Origin of the sequence: Cohnella faecalis, from assembly GCF_003570905.1 — a bacterium.
Taxonomy (GTDB): Bacteria; Bacillota; Bacilli; order Paenibacillales; family Paenibacillaceae; genus Cohnella; species Cohnella faecalis.
Genome location: NZ_QXJM01000056.1, coordinates 47550 through 65570 on the forward strand (window position 1 = coordinate 47550; position 18021 = coordinate 65570).

20 protein-coding genes are annotated in these 18021 nt (G+C 55.5%); 17 read left to right on the forward strand and 3 right to left on the reverse strand.

The genetic code is table 11. The features are described from left to right. The first annotated feature begins 377 nt into the window (after positions 1-377). From D3H35_RS28485 to D3H35_RS28500, 4 genes are all read left to right on the forward strand, one after another. On the forward strand, positions 378-1151 hold the full coding sequence (locus D3H35_RS28485; protein WP_119152474.1) for an SDR family NAD(P)-dependent oxidoreductase: 774 nt from the start codon (positions 378-380) through the stop codon (positions 1149-1151). A gap of 37 nt (positions 1152-1188) precedes the next feature. After that, the gene (locus D3H35_RS28490; protein ID WP_119152475.1) at positions 1189-2136 is read left to right on the forward strand and encodes a fumarylacetoacetate hydrolase family protein; all 948 of its coding nucleotides are present in this window, start codon (positions 1189-1191) and stop codon (positions 2134-2136) included. Then, the gene (locus D3H35_RS28495; protein ID WP_119152476.1) at positions 2133-3038 is read left to right on the forward strand and encodes a Gfo/Idh/MocA family protein; all 906 of its coding nucleotides are present in this window, start codon (positions 2133-2135) and stop codon (positions 3036-3038) included. The genes D3H35_RS28490 and D3H35_RS28495 overlap by 4 nt, the downstream gene beginning before the upstream one ends. 102 nt (positions 3039-3140) lie before the next feature. Next, positions 3141-4220: a Gfo/Idh/MocA family protein gene (locus D3H35_RS28500; protein ID WP_119152477.1), complete on the forward strand. Its 1080-nt coding sequence runs from the start codon at positions 3141-3143 to the stop codon at positions 4218-4220. Between the two features lie 67 nt (positions 4221-4287). On the opposite strand, the gene D3H35_RS28505 is transcribed toward D3H35_RS28500, so the two are convergent. Beyond that, positions 4288-5070: an IclR family transcriptional regulator gene (locus D3H35_RS28505; RefSeq protein ID WP_158594331.1), complete on the reverse strand. Its 783-nt coding sequence runs from the start codon at positions 5068-5070 to the stop codon at positions 4288-4290. Between the two features lie 382 nt (positions 5071-5452). Here D3H35_RS28505 and D3H35_RS33840 point away from each other — a divergent pair, with 382 nt between their 5' ends. The 12 genes from D3H35_RS33840 (at position 5453) to D3H35_RS28560 (ending at position 15929) form a co-directional block, all read left to right on the forward strand. Next, on the forward strand, positions 5453-5935 hold the full coding sequence (locus tag D3H35_RS33840; RefSeq protein ID WP_119152479.1) for an ABC transporter substrate-binding protein: 483 nt from the start codon (positions 5453-5455) through the stop codon (positions 5933-5935). A gap of 2 nt (positions 5936-5937) precedes the next feature. Further along, complete coding sequence (locus tag D3H35_RS28515) at positions 5938-6768, forward strand: ABC transporter substrate-binding protein (protein WP_158594332.1); 831 nt, start codon at positions 5938-5940, stop codon at positions 6766-6768. 82 nt (positions 6769-6850) lie between these two features. Then, complete coding sequence (locus D3H35_RS28520; RefSeq protein WP_119152481.1) at positions 6851-7135, forward strand: sugar ABC transporter permease; 285 nt, start codon at positions 6851-6853, stop codon at positions 7133-7135. Beyond that, positions 7132-7416, forward strand: coding sequence for a hypothetical protein (locus D3H35_RS31045; RefSeq protein ID WP_158594333.1), 285 nt, complete (start codon positions 7132-7134; stop codon positions 7414-7416). The genes D3H35_RS28520 and D3H35_RS31045 overlap by 4 nt, the downstream gene beginning before the upstream one ends. Then, positions 7401-7655 carry a hypothetical protein gene (locus D3H35_RS28525; RefSeq protein WP_411675190.1) on the forward strand — a complete coding sequence of 85 codons (255 nt, stop codon included), beginning with the start codon at positions 7401-7403 and terminating at the stop codon, positions 7653-7655. The genes D3H35_RS31045 and D3H35_RS28525 overlap by 16 nt, the downstream gene beginning before the upstream one ends. A 234-nt stretch (positions 7656-7889) precedes the next feature. Beyond that, positions 7890-8555: a carbohydrate ABC transporter permease gene (locus D3H35_RS28530; RefSeq protein ID WP_147355976.1), complete on the forward strand. Its 666-nt coding sequence runs from the start codon at positions 7890-7892 to the stop codon at positions 8553-8555. A 58-nt stretch (positions 8556-8613) separates the two neighbouring features. After that, complete coding sequence (locus D3H35_RS28535; RefSeq protein WP_233568221.1) at positions 8614-9585, forward strand: Gfo/Idh/MocA family protein; 972 nt, start codon at positions 8614-8616, stop codon at positions 9583-9585. Positions 9586-9610: 25 nt separating this feature from the next. Beyond that, positions 9611-10615, forward strand: coding sequence for a Gfo/Idh/MocA family protein (locus tag D3H35_RS28540; RefSeq protein ID WP_119152484.1), 1005 nt, complete (start codon positions 9611-9613; stop codon positions 10613-10615). 82 nt (positions 10616-10697) lie between these two features. Further along, positions 10698-11354, forward strand: coding sequence for an RraA family protein (locus D3H35_RS28545; RefSeq protein ID WP_119152485.1), 657 nt, complete (start codon positions 10698-10700; stop codon positions 11352-11354). Between the two features lie 12 nt (positions 11355-11366). Further along, positions 11367-13127, forward strand: a complete 1761-nt coding sequence (locus tag D3H35_RS28550) for an IlvD/Edd family dehydratase (protein ID WP_233568222.1) — start codon at positions 11367-11369, stop codon at positions 13125-13127. Between the two features lie 22 nt (positions 13128-13149). Beyond that, positions 13150-15153 carry a GNAT family N-acetyltransferase gene (locus D3H35_RS28555; protein WP_158594335.1) on the forward strand — a complete coding sequence of 668 codons (2004 nt, stop codon included), beginning with the start codon at positions 13150-13152 and terminating at the stop codon, positions 15151-15153. Between the two features lie 20 nt (positions 15154-15173). After that, positions 15174-15929: an SDR family NAD(P)-dependent oxidoreductase gene (locus D3H35_RS28560; protein WP_119152487.1), complete on the forward strand. Its 756-nt coding sequence runs from the start codon at positions 15174-15176 to the stop codon at positions 15927-15929. Between the two features lie 100 nt (positions 15930-16029). On the opposite strand, the gene D3H35_RS28565 is transcribed toward D3H35_RS28560, so the two are convergent. Continuing rightward, complete coding sequence (locus tag D3H35_RS28565) at positions 16030-16143, reverse strand: sporulation protein YjcZ (RefSeq protein WP_119152488.1); 114 nt, start codon at positions 16141-16143, stop codon at positions 16030-16032. A gap of 323 nt (positions 16144-16466) precedes the next feature. On the opposite strand from D3H35_RS28565, the gene D3H35_RS28570 reads away from it, so the two are divergent. Next, positions 16467-17189 (forward strand): adenosylcobinamide amidohydrolase, encoded by a 723-nt coding sequence (locus D3H35_RS28570; protein ID WP_119152489.1) that lies wholly within the window; start codon positions 16467-16469, stop codon positions 17187-17189. Positions 17190-17198: 9 nt separating this feature from the next. Here the strand turns inward: D3H35_RS28570 and D3H35_RS28575 are convergent, their stop codons facing one another. Next, on the reverse strand, positions 17199-17909 hold the full coding sequence (locus D3H35_RS28575; protein ID WP_233568223.1) for a FadR/GntR family transcriptional regulator: 711 nt from the start codon (positions 17907-17909) through the stop codon (positions 17199-17201). Positions 17910-18021 lie beyond the last annotated feature (112 nt).

Below are 18021 nucleotides of genomic sequence, written 5' to 3' on the forward strand. Positions count from 1 at the left end.
AATTGATCACGAGTCAATAATAAGTGACTTAAAGTCAATTGTCAATGATCAGCGTATATATGCAAAAAGTTTAAGGCAAAACGAATTTCCAGAAGCTTTGTTTTCTTAGGATGTCCATTATTCTTCGAACAACAACAGTTGCCGCATCGCTTATGTACCGGGGATGACTATTGATAAACGCTGTTTGTTGAGTAAGTCGGAAAAGCGATAGGGTTCAAGGAGGGGACGGGAGCTGACGATTGTCGGTTAAGTCTTATCACGCACCTTATTTTCCGAAATGGCGATTGACTAATAGAGATGGATTCCACTAATATAAAAACATAAACATTGTTTTGTATATGAAACATAATGAAACAGAATGAAGGAGGAGAAAGGCATTGAGGCTTCAGGGGAAAATATGTCTCATAACCGGCTCGGGTTCCGGCATCGGGAGAAGTACGGCTGTTCGTTTTGCCGAGGAGGGCGCCGTTGTGATCGTCAACGATCTGAATGATCGGGACGGGAATGAGACGGTTGCGGAGATCCGTTCTAACGGAGGGGAAGCATTCTATTACGGAGCTAATGTCACGGAACCTGACAAGGTCGAAGCGATGGTTGCCGATATTATCGCCGTTCACGGCCGCATTGATGTTCTTTTCAACAATGCCGGAATCAGCGGGGTCGGCAAGCTTCACGAGACGGAGCTTGCGCAATGGGAGCGGGTTTTGCAGGTTAACGTGATCGGCGTTTATATCGTGAGCAAGGCGGTGCTGCCGCATATGATGGAGCGCAGGAACGGTTCGATTATCAATATGTCGTCCTGCATCGCCGAGATCGGCCTCGCGCAGCGAGCTCCGTATGCCGCCTCCAAAGGGGCTGTGCTGTCTCTGACCAAATCGATGCAGGTGGATTACGCGCCTTATCATATTAGGGTGAACGCCCTGCTTCCCGGAACGATTCTAACTCCGTTCGTTGAACGTTATCTCAAGGAATCTTACGAAGACCCGGAAGCCGGATATCGCTCCTTGAAGGCGCGCCAGCTAAGCGGCGATCTTGGGAGGCCTTCCGATGTCGCTCAGGCGGCCGTATTCCTCGCTTCGGACGAGTCGACGTTCGTCATGGGCTCGCCGTTCTACGTGGACGGCGGAGCGACCTTCGGCAAAAACGCTTAATCCAACGATATTCGCTCGAAGAGGAGGAACGGAAGGCATGAAGCTAGTCACTTACATGAAGGAAGATCGGCAGAGCTTGGGGCTGAAGACGGAACGGGGGGTGCTGGACGTCGAAGCGGCGTCCGCTCTTTGGCCGGCGGAGCCCGGCACGCCATCGACGGTAATGGAAGCGATCCGGGGCGGCAAGCGGGCGATCGAGCTGCTGGAACGCTTGCGGGTGAAAGCCGAGCAAGCGGCGGATGGTGCGGTATGGCTTCGCGAGGAAGATTTGGAATGGGGGCCTTCCGTCACTCATCCTAACAAGATCATTTGTATCGGACTCAACTATCGCAAGCATGCGGAGGAGACGGGCTCGCCTATTCCGGATCACCCGATTCTGTTCAATAAATTCAACAACACGCTGACTGCGAACAAGCGGGACGTCGCGATTCCCGGCGTAACGGACAAGGTGGACTACGAGGCGGAGCTCGCGGTCGTCATCGGAAGCAGAGCCAAGTACGTAACGAAGGAGAGTGCGCTCGATTACGTATTCGGTTATAGCTGCGTCAATGACTTGTCCGCAAGAGATTTGCAGATGAGAACGTCCCAATGGCTGACCGGCAAGTCGTGCGACGACTTCTCGCCGCTCGGTCCTTATCTCGTTACGGCGGACGAGGTCGGCAATCCGAACGACCTGGAAATTCGCGCATATGTGAACGGGGAAATCCGGCAGCAGTCCAATACGGCCGACATGATCTTTCATGTGGACGAGCTGGTCAGCTATGTCTCTCGCTATATGACGCTGGAGCCGGGAGACATTCTGCTTACGGGAACGCCGGAAGGCGTCGTGATGGGCTATCCTCCGGAGAAGCAGGTTTACTTGAAGCCGGGGGATCTGGTCAAGATTGAGATTGAAGGACTCGGTTCGCTTGAGAACCGGATGACCGCGGAGTTTTCCGCAGAAGAGTCAATTCCGTCTACGGTCGGCGGGAGGAATCCCGAATGACCGAATTGAAAATCGGAATGGTGGGGCTCGATACCTCGCATTGCTCCACCTTCGCCGCACTGCTTAACGATCCTTCGCATCCGAACCATGTTCCGGGAGGGAGGCTGTTATACGGCTTCCCCGGAGGTTCCCCCGACTTTGAGCTTAGCCGTTCCCGAATGGAGGGGATCACGAAGTCGCTTCGGGAGGAGCGGGGTGTCGAGATGCTTGATTCCATCGAAGAGGTGGCGCGGCGTTCGGATGCGATTCTGCTCACTTCCGTTGACGGCCGGGTACACAAGGAACAGTTCGCCAAGCTGGCCCCTTACGGAAAGCCGATATTTATCGACAAGCCCTTCGCGACCTCGTCAGCCGATGCGAAGGAAATCGTGGAGCTGGCTGAACGGAGCGGGAGCCGCTTTTTCACCTGTTCGATGCTTCGATTCGGAGGTCCGTTGCTGGAAGCGTTAGGGGATGATCGGCACGGCTCGGTCGTCGGAGCGGACTGCAGCGGACCGCTTGAGCTGGAGCCTACGCAGCCGGGCTTCTTCTGGTACGGAATCCATGCCGCAGAGATGCTGTATGCCGCTCTTGGAGAAGGCTGCAGGACGGTCCGGGCTACTCGGACGGAGGGGCATGAATCCGTCGTCGGCGTGTGGGAGGACGGGAGAATCGGCACGATTCGCGGCATTCGGGAGGGCAATCCCGACTTTTATGCCGTTCTGCACCGCGAGAGGGGGAGCGTCGGCGTCAATGCGCTCGGAGACTCTTACAATGCGGGCAACGAGCGGTTATTGAAGCACTTGCTGACCATGGCCGGCGGAGCTCCGGCCCCTGTCCGGCCTTCCTTGTCGCTGGAAATCGTACGCTTTATCGAAGCGGCCAACGAGAGCCGCGAGAGCGGCGAGGTCGTTCGGCTCTGACGATCGCTCAACAATGAGCTTTCTATGCCATCTTCGGTTTTGCCGCCATAACCTGTGCAATCCCTCTACACTACAACGCAAACGAATGGAGCGTACTCACTTATGACAAAGCAACTCAAGGTCGGCATCATCGGACAAGGCCGCAGCGGCCGCGATATTCACGGGAGCTTGCTGAATAAGTTGGGAGAGAAGTACCGGATTGCCGCAGTGGCGGACTCCATACCGGAGCGGCAGGAGCTGGCGAAGAGCGAATACGGCTGCTCCGCTTATGGGACTTGGGAAGAGATGACCGAGCGGGAGGAGCTGGATCTGGTCGTTAACGCATCGCCGAGCGACAGGCATTTCGGCATTTCGCTTGAGCTGCTTAACAGGGGCTTCAACGTGCTGTGTGAGAAGCCTCTTGCGAAGACGGTAGAGGAGGTCGACCGCCTGATCGAAGCTTCGGAGCGAACGGGCAAGCTGCTTGCCGTCTTTCAGAATTCCCGTTACGCGCCGGCTTTCGTTCAGTTGCGCAAAGTAATCGATTCCGGCGTGCTCGGTCGAATCGTGCAGATCGATCTTTGCATCAACGGTTTCGCGCGCAGATGGGACTGGCAGACGCTTCAGGAGAACAACGGAGGCAACCTGCTGAACACGGGGCCGCATCCGGTCGATCAGGCGCTTCAGCTGTTCGGGACAGACATCTCTCCGGAGGTTGTCTGCGTGATGGACCGGGCGAATACGTTCGGAGACGCGGAAGATTACGTCAAGCTGCTGCTCAAAGGGGAAGGACGGCCAACGATCGACATCGAGATCTCGTCCTGCAGCGTCTATAGCGCCGCTCCGTTTGTCGTACAAGGAACGAATGGCGGCTTGTGCGGCGACGGAGAGCGGCTGGAGTGGAAATACTTCAAGCCCGAGGAAGCACCGGAGCAGCAATTGACTCGCGGCCCTCTGCTCAATGCGAACGGGCTGCCCGCTTATTGCAGCGAGACGCTTGTATGGCATGAGGAAAGCTGGGAGCTTGAATCGACGGAGGGACGAACCGTATTCGAAGGAACGACCGAACAGGTGTATCTGATGCTGTACCGGACTCTTGTGGAGGGGGCGCCGCTGGAAATTACGCCGCTGCAGGTGCGCCGCCAGCTGGAAGTCATGGAAGCTTGCCGCAAGCAAAATCCGCACATCTACAAGCAAGGTTGAAGTCAAAAGAGCAAGCGATTGGCGGAGGGAGACCCGCGGATCGCTTGCTCTTTGCTTGGCGGTACATTCATTTTCCCGAAGGCTGGTAGCCCAAATGCTTGGATATTTTGAGCGCCGCCTCCTTAACCTTCTCTCCGACGTTCTGGATGTCCTGGATAGGCAGCTCGCTTCGCAGCGCCGTAATGCTGATAGCGCCCAACTGCTGGCCGTTGTGTCCGAAGATAGAGGAGCCGATGCAGCGAATGCCGACCTCGCCTTCCTCGTCCTCCACGGCAAAGCCTTGCTCGCGAGCGGTAGCGAGGATCGCCTTGAATTCTCTTGCCGAAGATACCGTATTGTCCGTCTTCGCCGGAAGGCCCTTCTCCTCGATGATCCGATCCAGCTCCTCTTCGCTTAAATGGCTGGCCAACGCCTTCCCTACCCCCGATATGTGAAGCGGCCAACGTTGGCCGATGTAGGTGGAAAATTTCACGAACGTAGAACTTTCCACCTTTTCCAAATATAACGCTTCCCCTTGGTCCAGAATAGCAAGATGGACGGTGAATCGCGTCTCGCGCGACAGCTCCTCCATGAAAGGCTTGGCCTGTTGGCGAATATCCATCTTGCTCAGAATGCTCTGTCCCAAATTAATGAAGCGATTGCCGAGCGTGTACTTTCCGTCCTCGGTCTTATGGATGTAGCGGTGCTGATCCAGCGTATTGAGAATAAAGAATGCACTGGTCTTCGGAACGCCTACCAGCTTGCACAGCTCGGACACGCCAAGAGGATGGTCGAGCTCGGCTAAAGTCTCGATGATAGCGAGCGCCTTCTCCAGTGAAGGGACGGTATATTTTTTGGACGTATCGATCACACTAGGAACCTCCATTTAAAACGATGTTTAATGATAGAGACGAGGCCAAAATAGTTGCTTCAGCCTACTTACATTGTATTTGATTCTTGGATGACTGGCAAGTTACATTCTGTTTTCCAGCCTGTTCCAAGCTTGCGATACATAAGAAAACGCAATCAAATCACTAAATGGTAAAGATTTATTAGATCATGTCACCAAATCTAACATATCAAAACAAAAGGGATTGACATCTCGGACAAACGCCTCTAAAATCATGATTAACATTACAAACGTTGTTTAAGAATGGAGGGGTGGCGGTCGGTTATCGTGTCAGATAAAGAGAAGCGCTGGAAGAAGCATCTTGTTTTTTGAAAGCAAAACGACATCCGGGAGGAAATTTGCTATGAGAAACATGAAATTCGCTGCTTTGGGATTGGTATTGACGCTTATTATTGGAATTTTGTCCGCTTGCGGAGGAAACGATTCTCCTAAGAGCTCCGGGAACGCAAGCGAGAGCCCGGCAAGCTCAGGGGCCTCGGGTTCCGGCGAAACGGTAGAGCTGTCCATGCTGTTCGGCGCTTCGCTCTTCGGGGGCATTCATGAGGATTTGATCAAAGAGTTCGAAAGCTCTCATCCCAATATTAAGATCAAAGCGGAATCCCTTCCGGACAGCGGCATCTTCGACGCTCTTAGAACCCGGATCTCCTCTGGCGACGTTCCGGATATGTTCCATATCAATATCGGACACGTAACGACCACATTGGCGGACGAGGCAGGTTACATTACCGACCTGAGCTCGTTCGAATCGATCGCCAACTATTCCAGTTCGATTCAAGCCGCGACCAAGACCAAGAGCGGCAAGACGGGACTGTTCACCTTGGGGTAGGCGTGCTCGGCCTCGCTTACAACAAGGAGCTGCTTGCTGAAGTCGGGTACAACGAGCCTCCGAAAACCTGGGAGGAGTTCATGGATCTTGGCGAGAAGCTGAAAGCCAAGGGCAAAGACTTGTTCGCATACGGCGGCAAAGACGAGACGGCGATCGGCAACGTGCTTCATTGGACGTTCGGCGACTATGCGGTCAAAGATCCGGCGTTCAAGGAAGCTTATCTGTCCAACACGGTAGATTGGAGCAAGCCGGAATATCGCAGCATGCTGAAGGAAGGTCTGGAGCGGTTCAAGCAATTAAACGCTTACGTTCGCACAGGCAGCTTCACCAATGACGGCTCCTTCGCACAGCAAGCGTTCGCCGAAGGGAACGTAGCCGTTCTGTTCAGCGGAACGTGGGAATCCGGTACGCTGCACAAGCTGAATCCGGATCTGAAGCTCGGCTTCATGAATATGCCTTATGCGCCTGAAGAGCAGAATGCTTATATCTTCGTACCTGAGGACGGCATGGCAGCCAACGCCAAGAGCAAGCATCCCGAAGAGGTCAAGACGTTCCTCAACTGGCTGTTCAGCAAAGAGACCTACGCCAAAATTCAGAAAGCGAAAGGCTCCTTCTCGGCTATGCCGGGAGTCGGAGAACTGGACGAGTCCTACACCGACGTTCCGAACTGGCTGAATACGGACCGCGTCATCTCCTTCGCCAATACGGGGCCTGTTCCAAGTCCGACCTGGATCGCACTCGGCAACGCCGCGCAAGAGTATACGTTCAAGGGCGATGCGGACAAATCCATCGATAAATTCATTACCGCCTACAACAAGACAAAGTCGAGCTAAACCGCACTCCCAGCCCGGTACAGTCGGTTCCCTGCGAAGGAACCGGCTGTATCGACGAATTGAAGTCACCGAGGGGGTATCTATGCAAAGGAAGGCATATTCGACGGGGATATTCTTCATGGCCCCGATTACGATCATCATCTTTGTATTTATGGTTTATCCGATTTTGCAATCGGTGTTTTACAGCTTGACCGACTGGACCGGAATCGGCGGATACCATTTCGTCGGCTTTTCCAACTATAAGGACATATTCTCAGACGAAGGCTTTACCGACGCCCTTAAGCGGACCCTATTCATCGGGGTTCTCACGGCCGTACTCGCCAACTTTTTCGTCTTCTTTTTGCCATACTGCTCGATCAATCGTTGAAAACCAAAAGCTTGCTCCGGGCGCTTTTCTACATTCCGAACGTCATTCCGACTGTCGTCGCCGCTTTCGTGTGGAGATACATTCTGGATAGCAATACAGGGCTTCTCAACAAAGCCATGGTTGAACTGTTCGGCAGCGGCAGCTCCATCCTATGGCTGGATTCTCCCGATTATGTCGTCTATACGATTATCTTCATCACCGTGTGGCAGATGTGGGACCTATTCTTATTATTTATTTGGCTGCCCTGCAAGGCGTCCCTCATGAGATGCGGGAAGCGATGATGATCGACGGCGCGGGCAAGTGGAAAACCTTTATTCATCTAACCTTGCCGATGATCGCGCCGGGCATAACGGTGAACGTCTTGATCGGTCTTGCCAACGGGCTGCGTATCTTCGATCTCCCATTCGCGCTTACGGCGGAGGGCCGGCCGGGGCGAGCGAGACGCTGTCGGTCAAAATCTACCGTTACGCCTTCTCCTCGACCGAGCTGTCCCAAGGGCTGTCGGCTTCGTTCATTTTGACGCTGATCGCGCTCGTCGTTACCTTCTTCTTCATTGCGCTGTCCAGAAAATTCGAAAGGGGGACGATGGGCGAATGAAAAAGACGCGAAATCTGTTGTTCGAGCTGGTGTCATTCTCCTCGCTCTGATCGTCTCCATTCCGCTTTATTTGGTCATTATTAACGCCTTCAAGCCGCACCCGGAGATCGTAAAGCATCCGCTTGCTTTCCCGACCTTCGAAGTAGGCTTCGATAATATGATTAACGCATTCGAGAAAATGGACCTGATCAAATCTTACGGAACGACCTTCTCCATAGGCGCTCTTGCCATGTTCATCGCAGTCGGTTTGGGAGCGCTCGCCGCTTACGCCGTATCCCGCATCAAGCACCCGTTCTTCAGCACGATGTACTGGGTGTACACGGCGTGCATTCTGATTCCGATCCAATCCGCTCTTATTCCAGTCGTTCTTCTGATGAGAGATTTGCATTTGCAAAATTCGATTCTGGGCATGTCCCTTATGTACGGCGCCATGCTTTCGCCGTTCTGCATCTTCATGTACAGCGGCTTTATGCGGGCGATTCCCTATGAGCTCGAAGAATCCGCCTATCTCGACGGCTGCTCTCCGGCACGAACCTTTTTCCAAATCATTTTGCCACTTATTTTGCCGGTGACGGCGTCGCTCATTATCGTGCAGTTCATCTCGGTATGGAACGATCTTCAACTGCCGCTCGTTCTGCTGAATTCCGCGGATCATCCGACGGTCAGCATCAGCTTGTACAAGTTTTTTGCCGGTCGCAGCATGAGCGATCTAAGCTTGCTGTTCGGAGGCATTATGCTGACGCTTCTTCCGATAATAGTGCTGTTTGTCAGCTTCCAGAGGTTTTTCGTCAAAGGACTGTCGGCAGGCGCGGTCAAAGGGTAAATTTCAAAATTTTAGTTTGGGCGCATGACGCCATGGACGGAAGGAGCGGAAAAACAACTTGGTTAAAGCATCGGTCATTGGCTGCGGGGGAATGGGAACTATCCATGCCGAGCGCTACGCGTCCATGCCGGATGTCGAGCTGGTTGGCGTTTGCGATGTGAACGAGCGGTCGGCGTCCGTGCTTGGAAAGCTCACCGGAGCCGGATTTTATACGGACGTGCAACAAATGTTCGATTCGGAAAAGCCGGATGTGGTCAGCATTACGGTTCCGACGTTTCTCCATTTGCCGATTGTGAAGCTGGCTGCGGACAATGGAGTGCACGTCATTTGCGAGAAGCCGCTGGCTTTATCGGCGGTTGAAGCGGAGGAAGCCATTCAATATTGCGAGCAGCGCGGAGTGAGGCTGTTCGTTGGACATGTCGTCCGTTTTTTCCCTTCTTACCGGCAATTGACCGAGTCCGCGACTCGTTTTGGCGGCGTTCGGGGAGGCGTCTATCATGCGAAGCGCGCGGGCGCTCATCCGGGGCAGGTTCAGCCCTGGTTCAAGGATCCGAACAAAAGCGGGGGCGTCATTCTCGATTTGATGATCCACGATATCGACTATATATTGGGAGCCTTCGGCGAAGTCAGCGAGGTCTATGCGTTCAACCATCTGTCCGAGGAGCTGGACTACGCTTCCGCCACCTTCCGATTCCGGAACGGCACGATCGCGCAGCTAGAAGCGTTCTGGGGATATCCGGGCCCGTTCCATACCTCTTTCGAGTACGCGGGCGCGGACGGAATCGTACGGGGGGACAGCTCGGACGCGGAAAGCTTGCGGGTTCTGAGGTCGCAGTCGGGGAATTCGGCGGACGGCTTCGTCGAGACGCCTCAAAGCGTGCTGCTGAAAGATCCTTATTATGAAGAGATCGCGCATTTTCTGGAATGCTTCGCTAGCGGAAGGAGCCGATCGTATCCGCGTTGGATGCTCTTGAGGCGATACGCTGGGCGGAGGCCGCCTTGGAATCGGCTCGAACCGGGTTGCCGGTGAACCATGCAAGGAGGGAGACTCGGCCATGACCAAGCTTAGAATAGGAATGATCAGCTTCGCCCACAGCCATGCCTACGATTACTTGGATATTCTATCGGACATGCCTCAGGTCGAGGTGGCGGCTATCTCCGATGACGTTCCTCAGAGATCGGAGCTGCTTGCGGCCAGCCGCTCTATTCCTTACTTCTCCGATTACCGGGAGCTGCTCGCCGACCGGACGATCGATGCGGTCGTGATTTGCTCGGAGAACGTCCGCCATGCGGAGCTGACTATCGCTTCGGCCAGAATGGGCAAGCATGTATTGTGCGAGAAGCCGCTCGGGGTCAGCTTGGAGGAAATGGAGCGTATGATTTCGGTCTGCGCCGAAGAAGGCGTTCAGCTCATGACGGCGTTCCCTTGCCGCTTCCTCACCCCTGTCGTAAGGGCGCGCGAAGCGCTCAAGCGCGGGGATATAGGCGATATTATCGCGTTCAAGGCTACGAACCGGGGTTCTTTTCCCGACCCGGCCTGGTTTGCCGACCGAGCACTGTCCGGTGGCGGAGCCGTTCTCGATCATACCGTCCATGTGATGGATTTGATGAATTGGTTCACGGGCTCGCTTGTCGAGACGGTATATGCTTACGCGGATACGATGTTCGATCCGGAGGGGACGCGGACGATCGACGATTCCGGAATGGTGCACATCACGTTCGCCAATGGAGTATATGGAGTGATCGATCCAAGCTGGTCGCGCAATCCCGGCTTCCCTACATGGGGGGATGTAACGATGGAAGTTATCGGGACGAGGGGAGTTATCTCCATTGATGCCTTCAACCAGAAGAACAACGTTTATAGCCGGAAATCCGGCAAGGGCGAGTGGTCCTTCTGGGGAGACGACATGAACGCGCTCATGCTGGAAGCCTTCGTCCGCGCTCTGCTCGAAGGCACGGAAGTGCCGGTGACGGGAGTAGACGGCCTCCGATCGACGGAGGTCGCGCTTAAAGCCTATCAGTCGGCGTATGCCGGAATGCCCGTGCTCGTTAAAGACTAATGGAAGCCGATCCGTCCGATTTCAATTTTCTCTGATTCATTCCATTGCGAATCATACTAACTATAGACGGAGGAATCTTCTTATGAACGATCAACAATGGTTTGACCGGCTGTGCGAAACTCTCTATACGGCTGTCATTTCGGATACGCTGGACGAGCTTGGCTACCGCAATCAAGTTATGAGCGAGAAGATCAACCCGATCGATCCCAATTGGGTGGTGGCAGGCAGGGCGAAGACGATTTTGTCGGTCGACGTTCATTATCTTCCCGAAGATCCTTATGCCAAAGAGATCGAGGCGGTGGACAGCGTGAAGCCGGGCGAGGTCGTTATCGGCTGTACGAACGAATCGAAGCAGAACGGACTGTGGGGAGAGCTGCTCTCGACGGCATCGAAGGTGCGCGGCGCGCGCGGCGCGATCGTGGACGGCTTGATCCGGGACACGAAGAAGATTCTGGAGCTAGGCTTTCCTGTATTCGCCACAGGCACGAAGCCGGTCGATTCCCAAGGCCGAGGTCTCGTGATCGATTACGATATTCCCGTAAAATGCGGCGGCGTGCTCGTTCGTCCGGGCGACATCATCTTCGGCGATCGCGACGGCATCGTCGTCATTCCTAGCGAGCTGGCCGAAGAGGTGTTCTCGCTGGCCTTGAACAAGGCGACGAGGGAGAACCATACGAGAGACGAGCTTCTGGAGGGCCGGACGCTTCGCCAAGTGTACGACAAATACGGGGTTCTGTAAGGAGGGCTTACCGTGAGCGACGCGAAGCGGGAAGAGGCGGGCGAGGTCAAGGAAGTCAAGACAGGCGCAGCCAAGCTGAAAAGCGAGGCGTACTTTCAAGAGAAGGATTTGTGGGGGTTCATTCATCGTTCGTTCACGAAATCGATGGGGTACACAGAGGAAGATATCCGCAAGCCGGTCATCGGCATTTGCAATACGTTCAGCGAGCTGAACAAATGCCATTCGCACTTTAACGAGCTGGTCGACTACGTCAAGCGAGGCGTCTGGCAGGCGGGCGGCGTGCCGATGGAGTTCCCGACCATCTCTATTGGCGAGCCTTACGTCAAGCCGACGACGATGCTGCTCCGCAATTTGATGGCGATGGACACCGAGGAGATGATGAAGGCGCACCCGATTGACGGCGTCGTGCTGATCGGCGGCTGCGACAAGACGGTTCCCGCCCAGCTGATGGCGGCGGCGAGCGCGAACATTCCGGCAATCGTGCTGACGGGAGGCCCGATGCTGAACGGCCGTCTCGGCGGCCGCAGCCTCGGCGCATGTACCGATTGCTACGGATTTACGCTTGAGCACAAGGCCGGCAACATTACCGATGAAGAGCTGGCTGTGGCAGAGAACGCCATCTGCCGCAGCGACGGGCATTGCATGGTGATGGGGACGGCGAGTACGATGGCGTCGATTGCGGAAGCGATCGGGATGGCGCTGCCGGGGTGCGCGGCCATTCCCGCGCCGGACAGCCGCCGTCGTCACATCTCGGAGCGGACCGGCAAGCAGATCGTCGAGCTTGTGCGGAGGGATATTCGCCCTCGCGACATTATGACCGCCGAAGCGCTGGAGAACGCGATTCGCGTCACGATGGCGAGCGGCGGTTCGACGAACGCTATCATCCATCTCGTCGCGATTTCCCAACGGCTCGGCAGGAAGCTGCCGCTGGAGAAGTTCGATGCGATCAGCGCCGAGACGCCGTTTATCTTGAACTTGCGTCCGTCCGGGAAGTACCAGATGGAAGAATATTTCGAGGCGGGCGGCGTGCCCGCGCTCATGAAGGAGCTTGAGCCGCTGCTGCACGGCGACTGTCTGACTGTTACCGGCATGACGGTGACGGAAAACCTCGCGAACGCGCGGACACTGGATCGCGACGTTATCCGCACGATGGCGGAGCCGCTCGACAGCCAGGGAGGCATCGCGGTGCTGCGCGGCAATCTCGCGCCGGACGGCGCGCTGATCAAGCAGACGGCGGTGTCGCCGCAGCTGAAAAAGCATACGGGACGCGCGGTCGTGTTCGAGAGCCCGGCGGATCTGAACGCTCGGATCGACGATCCGGAGCTGGACGTGGACGAGAACAGCGTGCTCGTGTTGAAGAATGCGGGACCGAAGGGAGCGCCGGCGATGCCGGAAATCGGGCAAATTCCGATTCCGCAGAAGCTGCTGGTGAAAGGAGTGCGGGATATGGTGCGCATTTCCGACGCGAGAATCAGCGGCACATCGTACGGGGCGCTGATCGTACACGCCGCGCCGGAAGCGGCGGTCGGCGGCAATCTGGCGCTCGTTAAGGACGGGGACGAGATTGAGCTGGACATCGCCTCGCGGAAGCTGGAGCTTAAGGTCTCTCCGGAGGAGCTCGCTGAACGGCGCAAGTCGTGGGTGGCGCCGGAGCCGCATTACGATAGGGGCTACGGCTTGCTGTTCCACGAGAGGGTGCTTCAGGCGAACCTCGGATGTGATTTCGATTTTTTGTTGCCGAAGGAGCTTCGCAAGGAGCTGCTTGAGAGCTGACATTAGTGGAGGCTATATGCGTATGGCAGAGATTCGTTTCGTAAGCAAGGACGACTGCAAGGAAGCGGCTGCTTTGGCCGATTTCGTATTTCGCGACAAGGAGCAGTCCTCGATGGCGGTTGCGTTTCCGTCCATCTTCTCGGGGAGCTACGAAAGCTCGATCGGAGTGTATGAGGAAGATAAGCTGGTTGCCTTCGCAGGGCTCGTTCCCAGCGTGCTGCAGATCGGGCCGTCAAGAGTTCCTATATTCTCGCTTGGTGCCGTTTGCACGCATCCCGACTTCAGGGGCAGAGGTTATGCGGGAGCGATGCAGAACGAAGCTTTCAGCCACATTGAAAAGTCGGGCGGCACTATGCTGCTAGTTTCGGGTGAACTGGACATTTACCTTAGAAACGGCTGCAGAAGATTCGGGGCTATGCGAGAATACTCGCTTAAGCCCGAGACCGCAGCTCGAATCGAACATAAATCGTCGAACAGGAAGCTGATCGTCCGGGAGGCTCGCGAGAGCGACTGGTTCATGCTGAATGAACTGGACGAGGCGAATCCCGTTCGTTACCGCCGGAGCATGTACGAGCTGGCGACGCTCACCCGGGCGGAAGCTATTGCGAGCATTTACAAGCTTAAGCATCGCATTTATGTCGCCGAGGAAGCTGGCACCGCGATTGCTTTTGCGATTGTCGCCGTGAAGGCGCAATGGGAGACGGGGTCTCAGCCGCGCGTTATCGAGTGGGCGGGCGAGGCGGAGGCCGCAGCCTTGATACTCGCGTGCGCCGTTCGAGAGAATTCGCTCTCGGAGCTGGGCTTGTTCGTTCCTTGGCAGGAGAAGGCTCTGCAATCGGCGCTTGAACCGGCATCGTATGAGCCGACGACGAATTCCGGCACGGTCAAAATTGTGAATCCGATGAGGCTGTGGGAGCGGCTTCAACCTTATTTATTCGAGCGGAACAAAGAGTTGGCGTCAAGGATCAGCCTCGCCGATGCGAATACCGGCGAGGAAGGAGCGGTCGAACTGACGGTTGACGGCATCGCGTATTCTCTTCATGCGGATGAGCTGACGACGCTCTTGTTCGATCCGGAACCGCAGCTGCCGGCCGAATTGGCAGGCAACTCTATCGTTCAAGCTCTGTTCCCGTGCCTATGCCATACGCATCGGGTATTCATTTCGTCTGAGAAGGAGAGATTACGCATGATTTTCGATTGCCACACGCATTTGTTCGGACCCGGCCACTTCGGCGGTCCCACCTTGGCGGCAGCGAAGCGCGCCTGGGGCGAGCATACCGAGATGCTGGCTTTGCCGGAGCAGCACGAGGAGAACATCAAGGATATCGACGGCGCAATCGTGCTCGCCTTCGACGGTCCGGCAACGGGAATGAACGTGCCGAATGAATACGTCGCCGATTATGTGTCGAAGAAGCCCGGAAGGCTGTTCGGCTTCGCCAGCGTCGACCCGAATCGCGATAACGCAGCGGGCATTCTCGAAGCGGCGATCAAGGAGTACGGCTTGTCCGGATTGAAGCTGGGGCCGATCTATCAAAATTTTTACCCGGACAGCAAGGAGCATTATGAGCTATACGCGAAGGCGGATGAGCTGAAGCTGCCGATCTTATGGCATCAGGGCACGTCGTTCGTACCGGAAGGATATCTCGACGCATCGCGCCCGGCTATGCTCGATCCAATTGCAAGAGCATTCCCGAATCTGAAGATGATTATCGCCCACATGGGTCACCCTTGGACGGACGAATGCATAGCCGTCGTCCGCAAAAATCCGGCGATGTTCATGGATATATCCGCCCTAGGCACCCGTCCGTGGCAGTTCTACAATGCGATGGTGCTTGCGGTGGAATACGGCGTGACGCACAAAATTCTGTTCGGCTCCGATTATCCGTTCTTCACGACCGCACAGACGATCGAGCGTTTTCGGGCGATCAACGATCTGACCGAAGGGACCAAGCTGCCGCGAATTCCGGAGCAGGTCATCGAAGATATCATTCATCGCAATACGCCTGATCTGCTGGGCTTGAAGTAACGAGGGAGGCGACGTGCAAGATGGGAGGAAGACTGCAAAACAAAGTTTGCGTAGTCACCGGCTCCGGCGGAGGAATCGGCGCAGGCGTCGCCCGCAGGTTCGCGGAGGAAGGCGCCGTCGTTTACCTGCTTGACTATAACGAAGAAAAGCTGTCGGCGACGGTTGGAGCCTTTAAGAATCTAGGACTCGATGCCGAAGGAATCTTGACCGACGTTGGCGAAGAGAAGCAGATCAAGGAAGCCTTCGCCATTGTGGCCGGCAAGCATGGCCGTCTGGACGTCTTGCATACGAACACCTGGTGGGCGGCCAAGAAGAAGGCCGCCGATCTTACGCTGGAGGAATGGAACAAGGCGCTGTCGATCACGTTGACGGCCCCGTTCCTGTGCAGCAAATATGCCATTCCGCTTATGAGCGCCTCAGGCGGCGGATCGATCATTCATACTTCGTCCGTCGGAGGGGTGGTCGCCTTCCGCGAGCATGCCGATTATATTTCGGCGAAGGCGGGAGTGATCCAATTGTGCAAATCGATCGCGGTCGACTACGGTTCCGAAAGAATCCGCTGCAACGCAGTCTGCCCCGGAATCATCGACACGCCGCAGACGCGGAGCGATCTGGAGGACCCGGACTATTCCAACTATTTAATGAGTAAATGCCTGAATGGCCGGATCGGTCAGCCCGAGGACGTTGCGGCAGCTTCGCTGTTTTTGGCGAGCGACGAAGCCTCGTTCATAACCGGCAGCGTGCTGATGGTCGACGATGGCTGGTCAATTATTTAACGGACAGACAGGTTGTTGTCGGACAAGCGAAAGCAAAGAAAAGCCCCATCATGCGGGAGTCATGATGGGGAAGAAGATAATCAGGGGAAGAATACGCTTATCATATGAAGGTACGCAAAATAATGACCAACAGAACGAAAAGAACGAGCACAAATGCGGCTGCCTGCATACCGCCGCCAGTACCACAACCTGCGCCAGCAACTGGATAACCCATCGTTTTCACCACCTAAGTGTATATTTAATTTACCTCGTTAGCATATGTGAGGATAAAAACATCGGAAGTGTATTCGCACAGATTAATTATTAATCCGCATATGTTCAGCGAACGCTTGTTGCGTAATGGATAAACATCCAATCACTAAGCCCTGGAACTTCGGTAGATATCAACTATTCCATAATGGTACTTATGTGCGCTTGCGGATCGTGTTAGACTGGGGAGTATGCTTTGTGATCGCACCGATCGTTCGTTCAAAATTCGAGAAGCCTGAGCAGAAGGGGCTTCTTTCGTTTATTTCCAGTTAGGAGCCGTTGACGCACATGACGCAACCTTTTCGCCAAGCCGTTTCCCGCTACCGTTCGCCGCTATTGCCGGAGCTGCTCGTTCAATATGAGGCAGATCGTATTCTAATTCATAGCAATGCCGTTCATGATGTGCTCAGCAACGCTCCTTGCAACGGAGGGTGGGCGAGGGCCAATCGATTCGTGAATTGGAAAGTGCCGCTCAGCTACGATTGCACGGATCCGGAGTCCATGATGCTGACCGAGCTGGAGAAGTGGGGGTATGACCGTGCCGCGACGGTCGGCTTGCAGACTGCGGCGCATCTTACGCATGCTTCGTTCGCCGAGGAAGCGGGGGATGAGTTCAAGCTGCTCGCATGCGCAACCGCGGGAACCGGAAACGCGGCTCGCGCCGGGCTTGCGCGGGAGACGTTCTCCGCGTACGAGCCGGGTACCGTCAACATTATCGTTCTGATCGATGGCAAAATGACGCCGAGCGCGATGGTAAATGCGGTCATAAGCGCGACGGAAGCGAAGAGCGCGGCATTCGCGGATTTGCAAATTAAAGATTGTCGTCACGATCGCATCGCAACGGGAACTTCGACCGATGCGGCGCTGATCGCGGCCAGCCAGTCCTCCGCTTACGGGCCCGTTCATAGGTATGCGGGCGCGGCGACGACGATCGGCAACGCGATCGGCCGGCTTGTGTACGATACCGTTCACGAAGCGGTGCGGACGCAAGGGGAAGCCCGATTCGGCTAGAACGCAGAGCTACTCGGTCGGTTGGCGCAGCCTCCCGATGACATTCTCTACCTTTTGCAAATGGTGCATCATTCGATCCGCGGCCAACTGCTCGTCCCCGGCTTCGATTGCGGCGTAAATATCCTTATGCTCCTGCAGAAGCTGCTCGGTGGAAGCGCGCTCGGCGAAAAACCATAGTCGGCGGGATTCCTTCATGCTCTCCCGCATTCTCTCCGTCATCGATTCCATCATGGAGCCGAACAAGGAATTATGCGACGCCTCGGCAATAAGCAGGTGAAACCGGATATCCGCCCGATCGCTTTCCTCTTCGCGATCGAGGGAGGCGGCCATTTCCTCCAGCGTCGCTCTCAGCTCCGCCAGATTTTGCTCCGTCCGGCGCTTCGCGGCCAGCGTCGCGCAGCCGACCTCGATGAACTTGCGCACTTCAAGCACCTCTTGAAGAAGCTCGGTATTGAACGCAAGCCCCGCGCCTTCTTCTCCGGTCGGCAGCTGCGCGCTGACGAAGCTTCCTCCTCCGTGTCTTATCGTAATCCAGCCCATCGCTTTCAATGCGCTCAGCGCTTCCCTTACGGTAGATCGCCCAACCTCGAAGCTTTCCGCCAGCTCCACGACGGTAGGCAGCTTCGCGCCCGGCGCAAATTGCTCCGTCTCGATTTGCCGTTTGATTTGCTCAAATACGATTTCCGAGCCTTTGCGCGTCTGGATTTTTTGAAACGCCACAAAAAAACCTCCACAAATATATATACATCTATTCAATCATACGCTAAGCTATAAGAAAAGTCATCAGATCACATGATCAATATGAAAAACTATTCACCATCACGAGGAGGAA